The sequence below is a fragment of the Exiguobacterium acetylicum genome, from assembly GCF_022170825.1.
GTDB lineage: Bacteria > Bacillota > Bacilli > Exiguobacteriales > Exiguobacteriaceae > Exiguobacterium_A > Exiguobacterium_A acetylicum_B.
This window is the reverse complement of record NZ_CP081878.1, coordinates 2,590,913-2,611,135: the sequence shown is the minus strand read 5'-3', so window position 1 is coordinate 2,611,135 and position 20,223 is coordinate 2,590,913. Positions and strand designations below refer to the sequence as shown.

Here is a 20,223-nt window from a genome sequence, read left to right as displayed (position 1 = left end):
AAAACGTCTCGGCAACTTGTGTGCCGAGACGTTTTTTTATGAAGAAGGTGGGAGATAGCGAAGTCCGAAAGCATCGACATGTGGGGCGGTGCAGGAAAAACGGAGACGGATCGCGTGTTGGCTATGAGCGGGTAACGACAATCCAGGATGGGTAATGTCTGCGAGTGGTGTCTCATCATCCATCAGTTCAAAGGTAAGCGTATCGAGCGTCAGCGTCTGAGCGCTGGCATTACGAACGAGGACGGTCGCAGTCACAACGTCCGGTTCGCGCATGATCGAGACCGGTAATAACGACCACCCGTCTGCTGGTGGTGTCGGGTGCGAATAAGCAACTTGACGGATGATCCGCTGCTCAGCTTCTGTGAAGTCGTCCTCGATGAAGAGTTCCGTCAGCGTCTCACTCGAGAAGACGAGCTGCAGTGGCTCCGTCAACTGTTCGAGATCGACAAAACATTCGTCTTCTTCGAACGTCAACCAAAGCGGTAGCGTCGCCATCGGAAGGATGACTGGGACTTCTTCGATACTGAGTACTTTGCGAGCAACGAGCTCGTCACCAGATAAAGCAAGGACAACGAGATCATTCAGATGAAACGATCGGTCTAACGTGTTTTGGAACAGGGCGATGACGTGAAGCGGACGACGAGATAAGACTTGAAACAGATGGATCGCCATCTGATTGACGTGTAATTCAGGCAATTGTTTCGCGACGTGACGGAAGACGTATTCATCTTCCTTGACGATCGGCATGTCCTCCGTGAAATAGAGTGGGGGACGAAACGCTTCATTCGACGTGTGCATGGTGCAGCTCTCCTTCGCTATCCTGTGTCTGTTCGGCGCGGCAGATGCCAGAAAGGACCTGCTTCTCAAAACTCGCAATGGCATATTCGAAGTAATCCATTCCTTCCCGTTCAAAGATGCGAACGGGTTGTTCTTGACCATAACCCCGGAGGTGGATCCCTTCTTTTAATGTGTTCATCGCCGTCAAATGTCGTGTCCACTGCTCATCGAGTGCAAGGAGGATGAAACGTTTAACGGTCTCTTTTTCAGCCTCAACATGGGCAACGAGTAAGGCTTCGGTTTCCGCAATCAACGGCTCGAGTTGTCGTTTCATTTCGTCGATCGTTTCTAGTCGTTCTAAGGTGACCGGTTGATGAAGTAATTGTTCGAGCTCCGTCACGACGAAGGCGAGCGGCCATTCTTCCGGGACAAGATCGTCAGAAAGCGTTTGGTCGATGATCGACGGAAGAACACGTCCGGCAAACGGTTGGACGATGTCTTCAAGTGACGTCGCGTCAACGATTCTGTTGCGGAGATGATAGATGGCTTGTCGTTGTTCACTGATGACTTCTTCGAGCTGGACAAGTTCATCCCGGACACTCCGATTGACAGACTCACACGTCGACTGAGCAAATTGCAATAAATCCCGAACGTCACGCGTAGCAAGCGGACCGGAAGCAACTCGTACTTTTTGTTGTACGCGCGCTAGACGATCACGCGCGAAGCGACGAGGTAATTCATCTTCGAGCGAGAGATAAAATTGTGTCAATCCAGGGTCACCTTGACGACCTGCCCGACCACGGAGTTGATTGTCGATCCGAATCGACTCATGACGTTCAGTTCCGATGACGAACAAACCGCCTTGTTGTTGCGCCGTTTCGTCGAGTAAGATATCCGTTCCGCGTCCTGCCATGTTCGTCGCAATCGTGATCCGGCCTGCTTGTCCGGCAGAAGCGATGATCCGGACTTCTTGATCGACAGTTTTGGCGTTTAGGATCTCATAGGTAAGTCCGTGAGCGTCGAGTGTTTTCGCAACGCGCAGGGACTGTTCGATTGACGATGTTCCGATTAGAACGGGGCGTCCCGTGACGTGTGCCGATTTCGTCGCCAGTGCGATTGCTTCGAGTTTTTCGTCACGCGTCGCAAAGATGACGTCCTCTGCATCCATCCGGATTTTAGGACGATTCGATGGAATCGTTACGACGTCCATCCCGTACGTCTTTTGGAATTCTTCGCGTGACGTGGCTGCCGTCCCAGTCATTCCTGCTACTTGATGATAGAGGCGGAAGTAATGCTGAATCGTGATTTGCGCTGTTGTCCGGTTCTCCTCCGTGACTGGCACGCCTTCTTTTGCCTCGAGCGCTTGGTGTAACCCGTCGGAGAGACTACGACCCTCCATCAGGCGACCAGTAAAGAGATCGACGAGCGCGATTTTTTGATCCTTGATGATGTAATCGACATCCCGCTTGAGCACGACATGGGCACGTAAGGCTTGGATGACGTAGTGGAAGAGGACGGAATGCTCGGCCGCAAACAGATGATCAATCGCAAACGCTTCTTCAATCGTCTCGATTCCATGATCGGTCAAAGCGACCGCTTTGATTTCTTCATCAAACGTATAATCTCGTTCATCCTCAAACGTCTGGACGACATGACGGACGAGTTGTTGTAAACCTTCGTGGACGCTGTCTCGCTCCGCCATGATGAGTGGCGTTTTCGCTTCATCGATCAAAATGCTATCGACTTCGTCAATCAAAGCGAAGTGAAGAGGACGCTGCAGACGTTCCGTCGGTTCCATGATCAGATGGTCTCGTAAGTAATCGAATCCAAATTCGGTCCCGACACCATATGTAATATCCGCTGCGTAAGCAATTCGTTTTTCATCAAACGTAGCTTCCGCCGAGTTGATACCGACCTGAAGCCCCAAAAAACGGTGAATCTGACCGATTTGCTCGGCATCGCGTTGTGCAAGATATTCGTTGACGGTAATGACGTGAACACCTTTTCCGTGTAACGCTTGCGTAAAGCTCGCAAGGGAAGCAACGAGTGTCTTTCCTTCACCCGTCGCCATTTCAGCGATTTGTCCTTCGAGTAACGCAAGTCCGCCCATGAGCTGGACGTCATAATGTCGTAAGCCGAGCGTTCGTTTACTTGCTTCTCTGACAAGCGCGAACGCCATTGGTGTGATGGCATCGATTCGTTCCCCAGCTTGTAGCCGCTCACGTAATGAGACGGTCAACTCCCGTAACGCTTGATCTGATGTTTGCTCCATTTCTCGTTCTAGGCTATTGATCGTCGTTACAATTTTTTCATAACGATGAATTCTTCGACTTTGATCATTCAACAACTGTTTGACACGTTGAAACATCTTCGTCACTCCCTCATATGCTATGAGGTCATTATAGCAGTTAAAAAATGTAAAACGAATAGTAAAGAACGAAATAAGTAAAATATTCCCTTAAAATTGAAAGCGTTATCTAAAAAGTAAAATACCTCATATAAAAACAAAGAATCAGAAATATTTGATAACGCTTGCAAAGATTCGAGAGAACCAGTAGAATTATTCATGAGGCAAGTGCAATCGTTTGCGCAAAGTCATTCGATTTCTTGCCTTTCATGGACGATGGAAGAAAGGATGGATGTCGGATGGCACCAACGATCGAAGCGGTCATTTTTGATTTAGACGGCGTAATTACCGATACAGCAGAGTATCACTACTTAGCGTGGAAACAACTAGGAGAGGATTTGAATATCCCGTTCGACCGGGAGTTCAATGAGACATTAAAAGGTGTCAGCCGAATGGATTCACTCGAGCGTATCCTTGCGCTCGGTGGAAAACAGGACGCTTTTTCGGAAGATGAGAAGCTAGCACTCGCTGCGAAGAAGAATGAACACTATGTCACATTGATCCAACATATCTCTGAGCAGGATCTTCTTCCTGGAATCACTGCATTCCTCGATGAAATCCGAAACGCTGGGCTGAAGATCGGAATGGCGTCCGCTTCTAAAAATGCGCTGATGGTCGTCGAGGCATTAAAAGTTCGACACTATTTCGATGACATCGTAGACGCTGCGACCGTTGCACAATCGAAACCACACCCTGAAGTGTTTCTCCGTGCTGCAGAAGCACTCGACGTCGAACCGAGTCGTTGCATCGGTGTAGAAGATGCAACAGCTGGCATCACTGCCATCCACGCTGCCGGCATGTATGCCGTCGGAGTCGGACCGGAGTCGGCGCTCCATGAGGCAGACTATCGTGTCGATTCGACAGATTTGCTATCCCTTGAGCAAATCCTCGCTAGTCGCTCCCTTGTCTGAACCATTCCCTGATGGTGAAAGACATTCCTTGAAAGTTATGTGTATGCAAAAAGGATCGCTTCCCTGAGCGATCCTTTTTGGTATGGTGTTGATTTAAAGTGAAGCGAGAATCCCGTCCGCGATTGCTTGCGCGTAGCGTGACTGATACGTCGCGTTCGTGAGTTTCGCACGATCCGCGCTGTTTGAGAGGAACCCGAGTTCCGCTAAGATCGACGGTGCTTTTGTACCACGAATGACAGCATAGTTCGCATAGTGAACGTTCCGGTCGCGCATGCCAGCGTATGAGACGAGACGTTGCTGAACGTTACGAGCGAGGTTGATCGAAGAAGCTCCTTTATAATAGAAGGTCTCTGCTCCATATGCTTGTGTACTCGTTGAAGCATTAATATGGACACTGACGAACGCAGTCGTCGCATGACTGTTCGCTAGGGCACTCCGTTCTCCAAGTGACGGATAATAGTCGTTCGTATAGCGAGACATCGTCACATCGACTTTGCCAGCAAGCCGCTCAGCGACTTGTTTCGTCACCGCAAGGACGATGTCACGTTCAGCGACGCCGTAACGAACTGCACCCGCATCGTATCCACCATGACCTGGGTCGAGGACGAGTAATGGGCGATTCGATGGTGCCGGTTGGAACAACGTTAGATATGTTGCGTCGACATAACCGCTCTGACCACTTGCCGTGCGAACGGCGACGAAGCCTTTCGTTTGATGGCGTGAATTCGTGACAGCAACCGGTGTACCGCGTCCAAGACGAGCTACTTGACCACTGAGCGTCGATGCACTCGCACGGAGCGCAACGCTGCTACCTGACGGGATCAACACATACATCTTCGAACCACTATAATCGACGTTTCCAGTCGTCGAGGCAGGTACGGAAGTGCCCTTCTTGAGATACGTTCCCATGACATAACCCGTTTTTCCTTGGTACTGGACCGTGTGCCAATTCGATTTAACGGCGAGCGAATGGACGGCAGTCCCGCTCGGAATCGTCGTCAGTACTTTTCCGGACGTTGAAGGAGAAGTACGGAAATTCAAGCGATCCGTCGTCGTATAGACCGTCGTTTTTGCTGGGGCGGTCACTTTCTTTAGATAAGAACCAGACACATATCCCGTCTTATTCGCATAGGTCACTTTATACCAACTTCCAGTTTTAAAACTGGATTGTACGCCTGCACCTTTTGGGATCGTCAACAATCGTGTAGAAGACGTCGTTGCTGCACTGCGCAAGGATAGAGCATCCGTCGTCTTGTAAGACGTCTTCGTAAAGGACGTACCGCTCTCGATCTTCTTCAGGTACGACCCGGTCACATACCCCGTCTTTCCTTTATAAGACAGCTTATACCACGTGCCTTTACGATAGCTTGACGTGACTTTCGTCGTCTTCGGGATCGTCAGCAATTTTTTAGAAGACGTCGAGTTCGAACTGCGTAGATTCAAGGCATCTGTCGTCTGATACGAAGTTTTCGTAAAGGTTGTCCCAGAAGCAGCCGATACAGTAGAAGTAGAGGCGAAGCAACCGGATACCAACGAAAGTACTAGAGCGGTCCGAAGTGTTTTAGGTAATTTGCCCATTAAATTTCCAGTCTCCTTTTCGGTAAAATAAGAAAGATATATATTGGATTAGTAGAACTTAAGTATTATTAAAATAGTTAAATGTCGAAATTATATGTTCCGTTTTCACTCCTTTCTGTTAATATGAGGTGTAGCCAATTTATCGGTAAGGATATGAAAATATTACAGGATAATTAAATAATTAAAGAAATTATATATTATCAAGACAAATTATAGTTTAAAATATTTCAAAATACATACAAATGAAACATGATTGAAACATTAATGTATAAAAAAGGAAAGAGGGGCAAGGAATGGGTAACAGTGAACATATCTACCGCGAACTAATGGAAATCGAAGAGGAATACCGTCGCTTGCAGCGTCGTGCCGAGTATTTAATCTCGGAACTAAGTCGTGGAACGGGAGAACATTCGCAAGAAATCGCCGTCACACATGAGCGTCCGTTAAAACAACGTCGCGTCAATCAGCGTTATCCACTAGAAGTCTACGTACATCAAATCAGTGATTTAATGCGAGAGCGTGAATCAATGACAGCACGAGACATTCAAATGGAGCTCGAACTGCGTTACCGTCATCAAATTAGTAACATCTACCAACTGATGGCAAAAGTCGAACAGGCAAACCCTGCCATTAAAAAAGTCGGACGCGGTATCTATACATATGATCCAGCAGCTGAAGTACCAATCTTCATGTAAGAGCCGCTCGTCGGCTCTTTTTTTTTATGATATAATTCGCGCAGGAGCGTGATGTTACTATGTTATGGACTGCGTCCATCGTCTGTTTTATCGCCGCCTTACTGATCACACCCGTCGTGAAACGCTTTGCGATTGCAGTCGGTGCCGTTGACAGTCCAGACGCGCGAAAAGTACACGTCCGAATCATGCCGCGACTTGGCGGATTAGCGATCTATATCGCCTTCATGATCGGATATTTTATCTTACAACCTTCGAGTCCGTACGCGACGCATATTTTAGTCGGTGGGTTCGTTATTATTTTGACAGGTGCACTTGACGATCGATTCCAACTCAATGCCCGTTTGAAGCTGATGGGGCAAATCGTTGCCGCTGTCATCGTCCTCAACGGTGGGATTCGGATCGAGTTCATCAATCTACCGTTCGACCAACAGCTCTATCTCGGTTGGTGGAGTGTTCCATTGACGTTCCTTTGGGTCATCGGAATCACGAACGCCGTCAACTTGATTGACGGATTAGATGGACTAGCAGCCGGTGTCTCGAGTATTGTTTTGTTGACATTGATCAGTCTTGCCGTCATCCAAGGAAACGTCTACGTGACGATTGTCGCGATTCTCTTATTGATGAGTACGTTAGGCTTCTTGTTTCATAATTTTTATCCGGCGAAGATCTTCATGGGTGATACCGGAGCGCTCTTCCTCGGCTATATGCTCGGTGTCTTGTCACTTCTTGGGTTCAAGAATGTGACACTGTTCTCGCTTGCTGTTCCGGTCATCTTGCTCGGAATTCCGATCTCCGATACGTTGTTTGCGATCGTTCGGCGAGTATTGCAAGGAAAACCACCATTTGCACCGGATAAAGCCCATCTGCATCACCGGTTGCTTGATCTTGGCTTTACGATGCGACAAGCCGTTCTCGTCATTTACGGGCTGTGTGCCATCTTCGGGATGACGGCGATTCTCTTTTCACAGACGAATTCGCTCGGCGCCCTGGTCTCACTCATCATGTTACTGATCGTCCTCGACATTCTCGTTGAATCGCTCGGTTTGCTTGGCGAACGCTATCGACCATTGTTGAATTTGTTGGAACGTTTTACATCGAAATAACGTATACCATAAAAGACCGCTCATCCGTGTGAGCGGTCTTTTTTCAGAAAGGGAGTGCTCTATTGGAACAACAATTGAATCAACGCATCGTCTACTTAGATGTGTTACGAGGTTTTGCGTTATGCGGGATCTTATTCGTCAACATGCCGAGTTTTCTAGGCGATCGACCGAATGCGATGATGGGGGAAATAGACCAATCGATTCGTCTACTATTTGATCTCTTCATCCAGACGAAATTTTATACTTTGTTTAGCGTCCTGTTTGGAGCCGGTTTTTATTTGTTCATCAATCGGTTGCGCCAACGTGGTCTACCGATGACGATTTTCGCAAGACGGCTCGGGATTCTGCTTCTCATCGGTCTCGTGCATCTTGTCGTCTGGCAGGGAGATATCTTACATACGTATGCACTGACCGGTTTTATCTTGTTATTATTTGCAAAAACCAAGCCAATCACGAAACTCTTGTTTGCAATAGCATTCCAAATCTATGCCATTCTGCTCTATCTACTTATTTTTTGGGGAGCTCGTCAATTTGGCGATTCTCCCGTCGTCGAGCTGGAAAAGACACTTCAGTCGTTCGTCGCATCGCGCGATCTTCTCGGATTTTTGTGGCATCACGCGACGGTTCAATTACCGGAAGCCCTTATGAATTCCGGTGTCATTTGGCCGGAAATTTTATCATTGTTCCTGATTGGAGCCTACTTGATGGAACGTTTCAGTACACGACCGCCATCGAATCGTTTCCTCTGGTGGGCACTTGGAATCAGCTTACTGCTGACAGTTCCATCGTTCGCAGGAATCATTCAAGCGCATGCTGACGTACCGGACGGATCAATCAATCTGTTTTACGTCTGGCTATCAGGACGCACGCTTGCGATCACGTATGCCTGTGCTGTCGCCTTACTCGTTCGTGCTGGACGAATGCAATGGTTTGCTGGACTAGGTCGGATGGCATTGACGAATTATTTGATGCATACACTCGTCTTTACCGTGTTCGTCTTCTTCAGTGGACAACATGGAACGACGCCGTTATGGCAAGGTCTGTTACTTGTATTCCTACTTTTGATTACACAAGGTATCGCTTCGAACAAATATCTCCAGCATCATCCACAAGGTCCCATGGAGAAATTGTGGCGAAAAGGTACTTATGGTAATAAAAAACGATGAAGTTCACAAGAACTTAACAAATATTTTATACAATGAGAGATGGAGGTGAAGCATGAATCGTCTTATCGAAATCTTTCTTGTATCGTTCAAGCTCGGACTGACGTCGTTCGGAGGTCCAGTCGCCCATCTTGGGTATTTTTATGAAGAATATGTCAAACGGAAAAAATGGATTGATGAGAAAGCATACGCTGATTTAGTAGCACTCTGTCAATTCCTCCCCGGTCCCGCTTCGAGTCAGGTCGGTATGGGCATCGGTCTGATTCGTGGTGGAGTAGCAGGGGCGATCATTTCGTTTGTTGGCTTCACGTTACCGTCGAGTATCGCTTTGATTCTATTCGCGATTCTTGCGACGCAGTTCGATGTCGCAGAGGCCGGATTCATTCATGGCTTGAAGCTCGTTGCTGTTGCGATCGTTGCTGACGCCGTTCTTGGCATGGGAATGAAGCTTGCGACCGGTGTCAAACGCATGACCTTGATGTTGCTGGCGTTAGCCGGTGTACTGTTGATTGCACACCCGCTGGCGCAAGTCGGTGTCTTGTTGCTGGCAGGTCTTCTTGCATTCTTCTGGTTCAAAGAAGAGACGGCAACAGGTGGATCCTTGTCGATTCGCGTACCGCGCTTCCTTAGCGTCACCGCTCTCGTCTTGTTTTTCGTGTTACTCGTCGTCACGCCTTTTCTCGCTCAAGCAACGACAGGAACCATCCAATTGACGAGTATCATGTACAGTGCCGGAGCCCTCGTCTTTGGTGGCGGACACGTCGTCTTGCCGTTCCTTGAGCAACTGCTCGTACCGGGACTGATGAATACGGATACGTTCCTTGCTGGGTATGCCGCAGCGCAAGCGGTACCTGGACCACTCTTCACATTTGCGACGTATCTCGGTACGATCGTCTCTGGTGTATCCGGTGGTCTTCTTGCGACGCTTGCTATTTTCCTACCCGGATTCCTACTCGTTATCGGTGTCTTACCGTACTGGGATCGAATTCGGAAGAACCAAGCAGTTGGACGGATGTTGATTGGAGTCAACGCCGCCGTCGTTGGGATTCTACTTGCTGCTCTTTATGATCCGATCTTTACGTCAAGCATCAAGAGTGGTCTTGATTTCTTGATTGCCTTTGGTTTGTTCTGTTTACTCCGTTTTTATAAACAGTCGCCGTTACGGATCGTGTTGATTGGAGCCGCCCTTGGATTCCTATTCTTTTAAACCGCACAAAGAAGCAGTAGACATCGGTCTGCAGCTTCAAATTGTAGACAAACCCTCATTTTGTAATTGAAATGAGGGTTTGTTGTATGTAGTAGCGACTAAAATACGAATAAAACATGGATAACCGCATCGATTTTACGAACAAACCGGTCCTAAGAGACCAGTTGTTCCAATGTGATGATGACATGCTCTAATCAATGGTGGTGATCTGTCTTACCCGTCATAGAGAGTCCTCTTCCTTCTTCGTTTCTACTTTTTACACCCAGAAGAAAAAGGAGAGAAGCGTTTTGTTCACTCGAAATCGCTTCCTAGGGAAAAACAAGCAGGAGCGACCCTGCAACGAAGTGAAGCGGCGCGATGCTTGTCCCAGGAAAACGATTCGAGATGAACAAAAAAAGTGCAATCTTTCTCGCTAAGAGAAAAATTACACTTTGTCTTCGGTCTACTGCTTCTTTATTTTCACTTATACTATCGCGTCAGAGTCGAGTCAAAAAGACGAGTTCGATTTCTTCGTACCACTCGCGGCGGACTTCCGTGAAGCCAAAATGAGCATAGAGCGTAAGTGCTGGTAGATTCCGTGCACCGGTCATGACGTGTTTAGCGTGACTTTGTTCGAACACATGTTGTAGCAACGACTGTGCAATTCCTTGACGGAAGTATGCAGGGTCGACGACAAGTCGGGTGATTGTCAAATCATCAATCGTGACAGCACCAGTGACGACATCGTCGATCACATAAACAAAACCAATCGGTGATTCAGTGTTGATGTCATCAATCGTTTCGCGTAATGGCGGGAAATCAGTAGCGTCGAGTAATGCGGCTTCTATCTGATAAGCGCGACGTTGTAATTCCAGCAGTGATGCATGATCAGTTGCTTGGAGTGAACGAATCATTTGCAGCCTCCGACGTGATGCTGTCCGTCGTCTCATCGATTGGCAAATTGAGTTGTTCCTTCAATGTCGTCTTCGCGTCAGCCAGTGATGTTGGATCGAGCTGGTAATAATAAGCACCATTGATTTTCGTGTCCGTTCCTTTAAGATCAATCCGATTGATTGATCCGATTTTTTTAACGAATGGTTGCAATTGGAACGCTTCCGTCAACGACATGTTCGTCTGGAAGTTGTCACCGGTCGCATCCATTAAACTGTTCAATTTCGTGATTGAACCAAATGATGTCGACTGATCGATGATGGCTTCGACGATTTGTTGTTGACGTTTTGTCCGACCGATATCACCTTCAGGATCTTGATAACGCATTCGGGCATAAGCGAGTGCTTCCTCTCCGTTCAACGTCTGTTGACCCGGTTCCAATTTGACGCCATTGCGTTTATCGGACGAGTCGAGTGTATCAATCGGTAACTTGACGTCGACATCGATACCACCTAAGGCGTCAACGATTGCGACGACACCATTGAAGTTGATCGATGCATAATAGTCGATTGGAATATCGAGCAATGTCTCGACGGTTTCAATCGTTGAATCGATGCCACCAAAGGCATAAGAGTGATTGATTTTATCCTCATAGCCGACAGAAGGAATCTCGACGAGTGAATCACGGGGGATGCTAACCATATCAACAGTTTGATCGTCCTTGTTGAATGTCGCGACGATCATCGTATCGGCACGTGAGGAGGTGTCGCCAGGGCGTTCATCCGTCCCGACGAGCAGAACGGAAAAGTGGTCTTTCGTCAAATCAATGGCAGCTTCTCGTTTCTCAGACTTGTCACCGCGCGCTAAATCGACGTTTGCATCATTTGCAGTCTGGAACGTCTTATACGCGACGTAAGCGAAGGTCGCACCTCCACCTACGAGCACGACCAGAAAACTGATCACGAACACCTTAAACCACGAACGTTTTTTCTTTATCTGTTTTTTATTACTGCGGGTTCGCTCTTCCACCTTCATTAACTCCTAACATTACTGAATTTTTAAAAAACTTTAAAATTCTTTACAATCAGTATAGCAGGTCAGGAAATAATGTCACGTTCGAGGTAGCGCGTAGAGCCGCTTGACAAATCAGCTTGACCGTTCGTCATGTTCGTCATCCAGTCTAGAAAATCAGGGACATCGGCTGTCTTGACGAGGACGTCGATCTGAACCTGATCGAGGTAATGAATCTGATCAATCGGATGGACACTTGCCCGGAGTTCGTTCTCGAGCTTTCCGAGCCACGTGTAGTCGACGTTGACGGAAACAACGGTATGCTCGATTCGTTCGACGACACCGACCGCGTTAAGTGCTTCAGAGACACTCGAACCATACGCGCGAATCAGTCCACCACCACCCAGCTTGATGCCGCCAAAATACCTTGTTACGACGACGACCGTATCGCGCAAGTCACGCTTTTTTAAGACTTCGAGCATCGGAACACCAGCGGTTCCGCTCGGTTCACCATCATCATTCGCTTTTTGAATCTCATTTCGCTCACCGATGACGTAGGCAGAGCAATTATGGTTCGCATCGTGATGTTTTTTTTTCAGCTCGGAAATGAACGCCTGGGCTTGTTCTTCGGTCGTTGCACGGGCTAAATAGGTGATGAATCGTGACTTTTGGATAATGATTTCGTGGAAACCGTTTTCTTTTACTGTATAATAATTAGATAATGTCATAATCAAAAATGTCCTCCTCGTTAACTAGTTCTTTCTAGCATAACGACGTTCCAAGAGAGAGACAACCGTAGACGACTGGCAAGGAATGGAGGGAGTACCATGACGAATGAGATGAGGGAGCGGCTATCCTTGAATGATATCGTACAGAACATCATCGGCGTCGTAGAAGAGAGTCGGGAAGAAATCGTCCGGATTACGGAAAGTTCTCGCGAACAATATGCCGAAATTCAGCAAGAATTACGCGACCTGAAGATTCGGGTGCACGACTATATAAAAGAAGCAGAACGACTCGAACGCCATATCAAGGATGCGAAAGCGCGACTCGTCGTCGTCAGTAAGAACTTCGACAGCTACTCGGAACAGGATGTCCGGTCGGCCTATGAGACTGCGAACGCATTGCAACTCGAATCGTTCATCAACCAACGAGACGAGATGAATTGCCGAAAGCGTCGCGATGAGCTCGAACGCCGACTGATTCAGCTCGATGAGACAATCGAACGAGCGGATCAATTGATTGGACGTGTCTCGGTCGTCCTCAACTTCTTGACGGACGATATGCAGATGATGAATGAAAAATATGAAAAGGCGATGCAAAAACAGGAGATGGGTTTAAAAGTCTTCCAGTCCGCCGAAAATGAACGTCGCCGCCTATCGCGCGACATGCATGATGGTCCAGCACAGACACTTGCCCACGTTTTGATCCGGGCAGATTTAATTGAAAAGATTCACCAGCACAATGGGGCAGAGGCAGCTTTTGAAGAAATTCACCGTCTGCGGACGTTGATTCGGGATGGGCTTGCCGATATCCGTCGGATTATCTATGATTTACGTCCGATGACGCTTGACGATCTCGGATTCGTTCCGACGCTTGAACGTTATCTTCGCCATATTCAAGAAATTTCGAATATTCCGGTTCACTTCAATTATTTAGGAGGCGGTGAACGCATCGATTCGACGTATGAGGTCGCCGTCTTCCGAATCGTGCAAGAAGCAGTCCAAAATGCAGTTAAGCATTCCAAAGCGAGTGACATTCGTATTATCATAGAACAATATCAACATTCCGTACGAATCCATGTGAAGGATAATGGCGTTGGATTTGATTTTGATTCCATCGTCGCGTCGTGTGACGAGTCATTCGGACTCGTCGGCATGCGTGAACGGATCGAATTGATCGATGGTGAATTCGATATCGAGACGCAGCCCGGAAAAGGTACGGTCATCAAGGTAAAGATTCCAATTGAGGAATCTGAAGCGAGAGGGGAAACACTGTGAACAACGAGCAAGTGAAAGTAGTCATCGTCGACGATCATCAGTTATTCCGCGAAGGCGTTAAACGAATTCTTGATTTCGAAGAAGAGTTCGTCGTCGTAGCGGAGGGAGAAAGCGGAGCGGAAGTCATCTCGCTCGTCGAAACCCATCAACCGGATATCGTCTTAATGGATATCAACATGCCGCAAGTCAATGGTGTTGAAGCAACAAAACGTCTGATGGAAGTCTATCCGGACGTTCGTGTCATCATCTTATCGATTCATGATGATGAGACGTATGTCATGCACGCTCTTGGTGCCGGTGCAGTCGGTTACCTCTTAAAAGAAATGGCAACGGATGAACTCGTCAATGCGATTCGTTCCGTGTACCGTGAAGGTGGATACGTCCACCCGAAAGTCACGCCGAACTTGTTGCAGGAATATCGTCGTTTGATGAAGATGAAACAAACGATGGCGTCACAACCTGTTGAAAAACGGGTTGCGGAAGCACCACTGCACGTCTTGACACGTCGCGAATGTGAAGTCTTGCAATTACTGGCGGACGGATTCTCGAATCGTGCGATCAGTGACACGTTATATATCAGTGAAAAGACAGTCAAGAACCACGTTTCATCGATCCTTCGGAAGATGAATGTCCCGGACCGAACGGGTGCCGTCGTCGAATCGATCCGTCGCGGATGGGTCGTCGTCTGACATCTTGAAAGACAGGAGCAGAGGCTCCCGTCTTTCTTTTTTTATCCAGTAAATAATGCTACACTTATAAGCGATTGTGGCGTGTCGTATTTGGTAACGTCACGACGGAACTATAAAAGCGAGGAAATTCACGGATGAGCCAGATTGTGATCTTAACGGATAGCACAGCCTATCTGCCAACTACCTATTGTGAAGAACATCAAGTGCACGTCGCACCACTTAGTGTCATCTTCGACGGTGACGCCTACCGGGAAGGGTTTGATATCTCAGTAGCTGAATTTTATGAACGCATCCAGACGGGCAGCCTCCCGACGACCTCACAACCGAACATCGGTGATCTCGTGGCGTCGTTTGAGCAGTTACCAGAAGGAACGGATATCATCGGTATTACACTATCGAGCGGGATCAGTGGAACGTACCAAGCGTTACATACGATCAACATGATGGTGGATCATGTCAACGTCCATCCAGTCGATTCACGTATTTCCTGTATGCCGCAAGCGTTTCTCGTCCAAGAAGCCGTTCGTTTGCGAGATGCAGGAGCCACGGCAGAGACAATCGTTAATCGTCTTGAGACATTGAAGGAACAGATTCGTGCCTATTTCGTCGTCGACGATCTCGAACATCTCCAGCGTGGTGGACGTTTGAGTGTCGCGCAGGCATTTGTTGGCTCGTTCCTAAAAATCAAGCCAGTCCTTCATTTCGTTGATGGAAAAATCGTTCCGTTCGAAAAGATTCGAACGTTCAAGCGGGCGGTCAACCGGATTGAGGAAATGATGAAGGAAGATATCCACGGTGACGGTACAGGGTATGTCATCGGTGTCATCCATGCTGAGGATTCTGCGAAAGCAGAAGCAGAGATCGCCGAACTGAAGACACTTTTCCCGCAGGCACGCATCGAGATGAGTGTTTTTGGACCCGTCATCGGTACACACCTCGGACCAGGGGCAATCGGTGTCACATGGTATCACGCAGCAGAATAAGATAAGAGCGGAAGCAGTAGGAATTCTCTTCATGAGGATACCTGCTGCTTTTGTTTTGTTAAAATCCTTGAATTTCATGAATGCGTTTATCTAAAACGATTGATGAAAGTTTCGAGGCTGATGTTGTTTCGAATTGGTCAAGTCAAAAACTCAAAGAGAGCGGTGGAATGCCGACAAGGAGATAGCGAGCGTCCTCGAGAAAAGACGAAACAGAAAAGGAGAGATGACGATGGATCTTCGAGGACGACTCGTACCTGTTGAATGGATGGACACACCAAACGAAACATATCGATACATGCCAGCTGTGACGTGGCGTTGCCAAAGGTGTGGCGCGCTTCCGGTACGGGGTGCTTGTACGTGTGGAAAAGCCTGTTATTATTGTCGGAAATGTCTCGCCTACGGTAAACTGCGAAGCTGTGGACGGCTCGTGACAGATCGACGAAAACTTGATCCAGTGACACCAGCCCAACATGGACCGTTGACGTTGACGCCGGCGCAACTACGCGTTGCTCAAGCGATTCAACGAACGGTTCTAACTAACAAACGGCTTCTCGTCCATGCCGTGTGCGGCGCCGGGAAGACACCGATGCTCTTTCCGGGGATCGCCGACGCTCTCGCTAGCGGACGCCGTGTGCTTGTCGCAGCACCACGGGCAGATGTCGTTCGGGAATTGACGGGACATTTAAAACGAGCATTTACAGACGCTTCCATCGTCTCGTTGTACGGTGGTTCGTCTGAACGTCTCGAGCTCGGTGACATCACAGTTAGTACGACGCATCAATTGATTCATTACCGGAATTGTTTCGATGTCGTCTTTTTAGATGAGGTCGATGCGTTTCCGTACCGGCTTGACCGAACGCTAAATCGCTACGTCAAGCGAGCGATGACGAAAGACGCTGCACTGATCTTATTAAGTGCAACGCCTTCGTTTTGGCATCGGCGTTTTCCGACGGTGCGATTGATGCGCCGTTATCATGGGTATCCGTTACCAGTTCCGAAGCTCGTTGTACCTTATACAGAACAAATCGTGTTCGATTGGTTGGCACGTCATGCTGCTGTACCACGTCTTGTGTTCGTCTCACGCATCGCGGAACTCGAGCGATGGCAAAAACGATTCGCAACGGCAGGCTATGACGTCGAGAAAGTCCATGCTGCGGATTCGGAACGCGTTGAGAAGGTGCAGCGTTTTCGACAATCAACAGGAATCTTACTGACGACGACGATTCTTGAGCGGGGTGTGACGATCGAAAACGTTCAAGTCGCGATTCTGGATGCTGATCAAGGGTTCAGTACGGCAGCGTTGATTCAAATCAGCGGACGAGTCGGACGATCGTCGGCATATCCGGATGGTGACATTTTATTTTGCGCCAATGACCGGAGTGACGCGATGTACGAAGCAATCCATCAGATTAAGAAAGCGAACGCTGTGCGACCATGAGCCGATGCTTATTCTGTCAAGAGGTCTATCTACCTAGTTGGGAACTCGGAAATCTATGGACTAGGCAAGTGACCTGTCCGACCTGTAAAATAAAGTTTGTAAAAAGAGGGGAATGCGTCGATTGTGGGAAGCCAGGTTCGACGTGTTGTTCGGACTGCACAGAATGGCGAAAACAAGGGCTGACGCTCCAAACAACACCTCTTTATTTGTACAATGACGTAGCAAAAACCTTCATGTACCGGTTCAAGTTTCTCGGTGATACCGCGTTGCTTGAGATGTTTACCGATGACTTGAAGAAGGTAAAAATCAAACAAGCTGTTCTTGTGCCGATACCGTTAAGCATCGAGCGTCTCGCGGACCGTCGTTTCAATCAAGCAGAAGCGATCGCACGCCAGATGCGTGGAAAAATCGTTCCTTACTTGAGTCGAGTCGATGGACCAGCCCAAAGCAAGGCAGGTCGACAAGCACGACTTGCACGCAGCAATCCGTTTTGCGTCTCTGGAGACGTCAGGGGCAAGAACATCGTGCTCATTGATGACGTCTATACGACCGGTGTAACGCTTCGTCAAGCGATGATTCGGCTGAAGGAAGCAGGAGCAAAAGAAATTTCTGCTGTAACTTTATTTCGAAGTGTTTAAGAAAGCAACATTCCTGCCGATACTCTATACGAGGTGAAGGAAATGGATGTCATCAATTGTAAATCTTGCGGGAAGTTAGTCATGCGTCAATCTTCAGAACTGTGTATTGATTGCATACGAAAGGATCATACGGATTTTGAGAAGGTACGCGAATTTCTGCGAGAACGACGAAAAATCCGGACTTCACCTAAAGATGTCGAGATCGGAACGGGTGTCGGTCAAGATACCGTCTTCCGTTACATCAAGGAAGGGCGCTTATTGATCTCCGAGATTTCCCAAATGGAAATCATGTGTGAGAGTTGCGGGAAGCCCTCCCGTGAAGGCACGATTTGTGCCGCGTGTCGTGATCGTTTACGACGCGACCTCGCCCAGGCGATGCTTGACTCTTCTGACTCTTCGAAACCAAGGACGTATCGGACTTGAACTAAGAATCTTGTAGTCTAGAAAGCAGGTGTTCACATGCGAATTGATTCTACGAAATGGGTGAACATGCCCAAAACGTACGAAAGAACTCAATCAGTAGAAGGAACAAAAAACCAACGCACGAATCGTCCTGACGAAGTCAGTATCTCAACAGAAGCGCGTGCGCGTTTCAACGAGACACAGACGTCACGGACTGAAAAGATTGAATCCCTCAAACAGGCGATCCAGGATGGAACCTATAAACCGGATGCGAAAAAAATCGCGGAACGTTTCTTGAACCTGTAAGCGGGACATCGTAGACAATGGAGGCGACTCGGGGCACGGATGCGCGGGTCGTTTTTTATATGAATGGAACCTTTTTCAATTCGGAAGGAGAAACCGAATGCAACTCATCAATCAGCTCAATGAGGCGCACGCTCAATTGCTTGCGCTCGCAGAAGAGAAGAAGCAGGTCTTGATCGCAAATGACATGCGCCGCTTGTCTGAAATCGTTAAGGAAGAACCTGTACATATCAAGCGAATCGAAGGACTAGAACAAGAACGACTCGCACTCATGGGAAGCGTGACGATGACAGAGTGGATCAAGACGCACCCGGAAGATGTCGACTCGCTCCGAACGTTGTTGCAGACAATTGGTCAACTGCGACAGCTCAACACACTAAACGCAGAGTTACTAGAACAATCCCTGCACTATTTGGATTGGCACCTCCAACTCTTGATTCCGGAAGCGGACGACTTCACATATGGACAATCCGCACTGAACCAGACACACTTCAATCGAAACGCGTAAGGAGGAATACGGATGGGATCGACTTTCATGGGGCTTGAGACAGGGCGTCGCGCATTAACGACGAACCAGTGGGCCCTGCAATCGACTGGAAATAACATTGCGAACGCCGGAACGGAAGGATTCTCTCGTCAGCGTCTCGTCATGGGAACGACGGAGCAACTTTCGATTTCACTTGGATCTGGACGAAATGGGCAAGTCGGCACTGGTGTCCGCGGAGAAATGCTCGAACGCATTCGGGACGTCATGCTTGATAAGCAGTACCGGGATGAAGTGACGAAGGTCTCGTATTACGGCACGAAGGAAGCAGCATTTGGACGGATGGAAGATATCATCAACGAACCGTCGGAAACGGGTCTTTCAAAAGCATTCGACGGGTTCTGGGAATCCTTGCAGACCTTGTCGACGAATCCGCAAGACTCAGGCGCACGTAGTGTCGTCCGTCAAAAAGCAGAGACTCTCACGCAAACCTTCAATTACATGGCAAAAGCCATCAATCAAGTCAAATCAGACTTAAAGAGTGAAGTCGAGGTCTCGACGAAAAAAGTCAACGACCTCTTGCAAAAAATCCATAACATCAATACGGAAATCCATGTCGTCGAACCGCTTGGTGCTTTGCCGAACGCGCTCTACGATGAACGCGATCGTTACTTCGATGAGCTTGCTCAATATGTTGATTTCGAAAAAGTGACAGTAGACGCTCAGGCGATTGAAACAGGACAGATGGGGAATGCATTACGCAACGCAGAAGGACGAATCGACGTCAATATCAAGTTTCCGAACGGCGATAAACTGCTTGCTGTCGACTCCGATCTGCCGAAAGCTGGTACACTGACGTTCACGACGAACGATCAGGGACTGTATACAGGCTTTAAGTCTGAGACACAGACGTACACGTTTGATCAGCTAGGTGGCTTCTCAACAGGACGTTTAACAGGATTAATCGAAATGTACGGACAAGAACGAGACGGAAAAGCTGTCGGGGAATACGTCAAGATGGAAGACCAACTCGATGAAATGGCAAAGACATTCGCGGATGCCTTTAACGTAGCACACGCAACGAACGTGAAAAAAGATGGTACAGCGGGATCGAATGCTTTCTTCACGTCAACAAGTGGCGAAATCACGGCAGCAACGATTTCAGTCGGTGCAGACATCAAAGCAAGTCTCGATAACATCGCGACGTCGACGGACGGTAATATCGGGGATAGCCAAGGGGCATTGAAACTAGCCAAGATGAAGACGGCGAGCATCACATTCACGCAATCGAACACGACGACGACAATTGGCTCATTCTATCAGAATGTCATCGGTAACATGGCGGTCTCAACCGATCAGGTCGGACGCCTCGGTAAGAGTGCCGCTGTCTTAATGGAAAGTGCGGATCAGCGCCGTATGTCGATGTCTGCCGTCTCGATTGATGAAGAGATGACGATGATGATTCAGTATCAACATGCTTATAATGCAGCAGCACGAAATATTACAACCGTCGATGAGATGCTTGATAAAATCATCAACGGTATGGGACTTGTAGGACGGTGAT

At 48.2% G+C, this 20,223-nt stretch carries 20 protein-coding genes; 14 read left to right on the top strand and 6 right to left on the bottom strand.

The annotated features are described in order from the left end of the window. Positions 1-36: 36 nt before the first annotated feature. Positions 37-798, bottom strand: a complete 762-nt coding sequence (locus K6T22_RS13695) for an SLAP domain-containing protein (protein WP_238237800.1) — start codon at positions 796-798, stop codon at positions 37-39. Beyond that, positions 782-3,145 (bottom strand): accessory Sec system translocase SecA2, encoded by a 2,364-nt coding sequence (gene secA2 / locus K6T22_RS13690; protein ID WP_238237799.1) that lies wholly within the window; start codon positions 3,143-3,145, stop codon positions 782-784. Before secA2 ends, K6T22_RS13695 begins: the two co-directional genes overlap by 17 nt. A gap of 278 nt (positions 3,146-3,423) precedes the next feature. On the opposite strand from secA2, the gene pgmB reads away from it, so the two are divergent. Next, positions 3,424-4,095, top strand: a complete 672-nt coding sequence (gene pgmB, locus K6T22_RS13685) for a beta-phosphoglucomutase (protein ID WP_238237797.1) — start codon at positions 3,424-3,426, stop codon at positions 4,093-4,095. A gap of 93 nt (positions 4,096-4,188) precedes the next feature. On the opposite strand, the gene K6T22_RS13680 is transcribed toward pgmB, so the two are convergent. Continuing rightward, positions 4,189-5,673, bottom strand: a complete 1,485-nt coding sequence (locus K6T22_RS13680; RefSeq protein WP_238237795.1) for an N-acetylmuramoyl-L-alanine amidase family protein — start codon at positions 5,671-5,673, stop codon at positions 4,189-4,191. Positions 5,674-5,966: 293 nt separating this feature from the next. Between K6T22_RS13680 and K6T22_RS13675 the strand changes: the two genes are divergently transcribed. The 4 genes from K6T22_RS13675 (at position 5,967) to chrA (ending at position 9,841) form a co-directional block, all read left to right on the top strand. Beyond that, complete coding sequence (locus K6T22_RS13675) at positions 5,967-6,368, top strand: Rok-like winged helix domain-containing protein (RefSeq protein WP_035410150.1); 402 nt, start codon at positions 5,967-5,969, stop codon at positions 6,366-6,368. 59 nt (positions 6,369-6,427) lie between these two features. Further along, on the top strand, positions 6,428-7,471 hold the full coding sequence (locus K6T22_RS13670; RefSeq protein WP_238237794.1) for a glycosyltransferase family 4 protein: 1,044 nt from the start codon (positions 6,428-6,430) through the stop codon (positions 7,469-7,471). 62 nt (positions 7,472-7,533) lie between these two features. Continuing rightward, positions 7,534-8,637 (top strand): DUF418 domain-containing protein, encoded by a 1,104-nt coding sequence (locus K6T22_RS13665; RefSeq protein WP_238237793.1) that lies wholly within the window; start codon positions 7,534-7,536, stop codon positions 8,635-8,637. A gap of 52 nt (positions 8,638-8,689) precedes the next feature. After that, positions 8,690-9,841 carry a chromate efflux transporter gene (gene chrA, locus K6T22_RS13660; protein WP_238237792.1) on the top strand — a complete coding sequence of 384 codons (1,152 nt, stop codon included), beginning with the start codon at positions 8,690-8,692 and terminating at the stop codon, positions 9,839-9,841. Between the two features lie 476 nt (positions 9,842-10,317). Here chrA and K6T22_RS13655 read toward each other — a convergent pair whose 3' ends face one another. The 3 genes from K6T22_RS13655 to K6T22_RS13645 form a co-directional block, all read right to left on the bottom strand. Further along, the gene (locus K6T22_RS13655) at positions 10,318-10,734 is read right to left on the bottom strand and encodes a GNAT family N-acetyltransferase (RefSeq protein ID WP_238237791.1); all 417 of its coding nucleotides are present in this window, start codon (positions 10,732-10,734) and stop codon (positions 10,318-10,320) included. Then, positions 10,709-11,740 carry an LCP family glycopolymer transferase gene (locus K6T22_RS13650; protein WP_238237790.1) on the bottom strand — a complete coding sequence of 344 codons (1,032 nt, stop codon included), beginning with the start codon at positions 11,738-11,740 and terminating at the stop codon, positions 10,709-10,711. Before K6T22_RS13650 ends, K6T22_RS13655 begins: the two co-directional genes overlap by 26 nt. A gap of 68 nt (positions 11,741-11,808) precedes the next feature. Beyond that, positions 11,809-12,450, bottom strand: a complete 642-nt coding sequence (locus K6T22_RS13645) for a YigZ family protein (RefSeq protein WP_047393173.1) — start codon at positions 12,448-12,450, stop codon at positions 11,809-11,811. Between the two features lie 99 nt (positions 12,451-12,549). Between K6T22_RS13645 and K6T22_RS13640 the strand changes: the two genes are divergently transcribed. From K6T22_RS13640 to flgK, 9 genes are all read left to right on the top strand, one after another. Beyond that, the gene (locus K6T22_RS13640) at positions 12,550-13,722 is read left to right on the top strand and encodes a sensor histidine kinase (protein ID WP_029342538.1); all 1,173 of its coding nucleotides are present in this window, start codon (positions 12,550-12,552) and stop codon (positions 13,720-13,722) included. Then, the gene (locus K6T22_RS13635; protein WP_029342537.1) at positions 13,719-14,411 is read left to right on the top strand and encodes a response regulator; all 693 of its coding nucleotides are present in this window, start codon (positions 13,719-13,721) and stop codon (positions 14,409-14,411) included. Before K6T22_RS13640 ends, K6T22_RS13635 begins: the two co-directional genes overlap by 4 nt. Positions 14,412-14,545: 134 nt before the next feature. Next, positions 14,546-15,394, top strand: a complete 849-nt coding sequence (locus K6T22_RS13630; RefSeq protein WP_238237789.1) for a DegV family protein — start codon at positions 14,546-14,548, stop codon at positions 15,392-15,394. A gap of 229 nt (positions 15,395-15,623) precedes the next feature. Continuing rightward, positions 15,624-16,832 carry a helicase-related protein gene (locus tag K6T22_RS13625; protein WP_238237788.1) on the top strand — a complete coding sequence of 403 codons (1,209 nt, stop codon included), beginning with the start codon at positions 15,624-15,626 and terminating at the stop codon, positions 16,830-16,832. Positions 16,833-17,065: 233 nt separating this feature from the next. After that, a complete protein-coding gene (locus tag K6T22_RS13620; RefSeq protein ID WP_238237787.1) occupies positions 17,066-17,470 on the top strand; it encodes a ComF family protein in 405 nt (134 codons plus the stop codon). 81 nt (positions 17,471-17,551) lie between these two features. After that, positions 17,552-17,893, top strand: a complete 342-nt coding sequence (locus tag K6T22_RS13615) for a hypothetical protein (protein ID WP_238237785.1) — start codon at positions 17,552-17,554, stop codon at positions 17,891-17,893. A gap of 36 nt (positions 17,894-17,929) precedes the next feature. Next, positions 17,930-18,178: a flagellar biosynthesis anti-sigma factor FlgM gene (gene flgM / locus K6T22_RS13610; protein ID WP_035410118.1), complete on the top strand. Its 249-nt coding sequence runs from the start codon at positions 17,930-17,932 to the stop codon at positions 18,176-18,178. A 97-nt stretch (positions 18,179-18,275) separates the two neighbouring features. Then, complete coding sequence (locus K6T22_RS13605) at positions 18,276-18,683, top strand: flagellar protein FlgN (protein ID WP_238237784.1); 408 nt, start codon at positions 18,276-18,278, stop codon at positions 18,681-18,683. Between the two features lie 12 nt (positions 18,684-18,695). Further along, positions 18,696-20,222, top strand: coding sequence for a flagellar hook-associated protein FlgK (gene flgK, locus K6T22_RS13600; protein WP_238237783.1), 1,527 nt, complete (start codon positions 18,696-18,698; stop codon positions 20,220-20,222). Position 20,223: the final 1 nt, after the last annotated feature.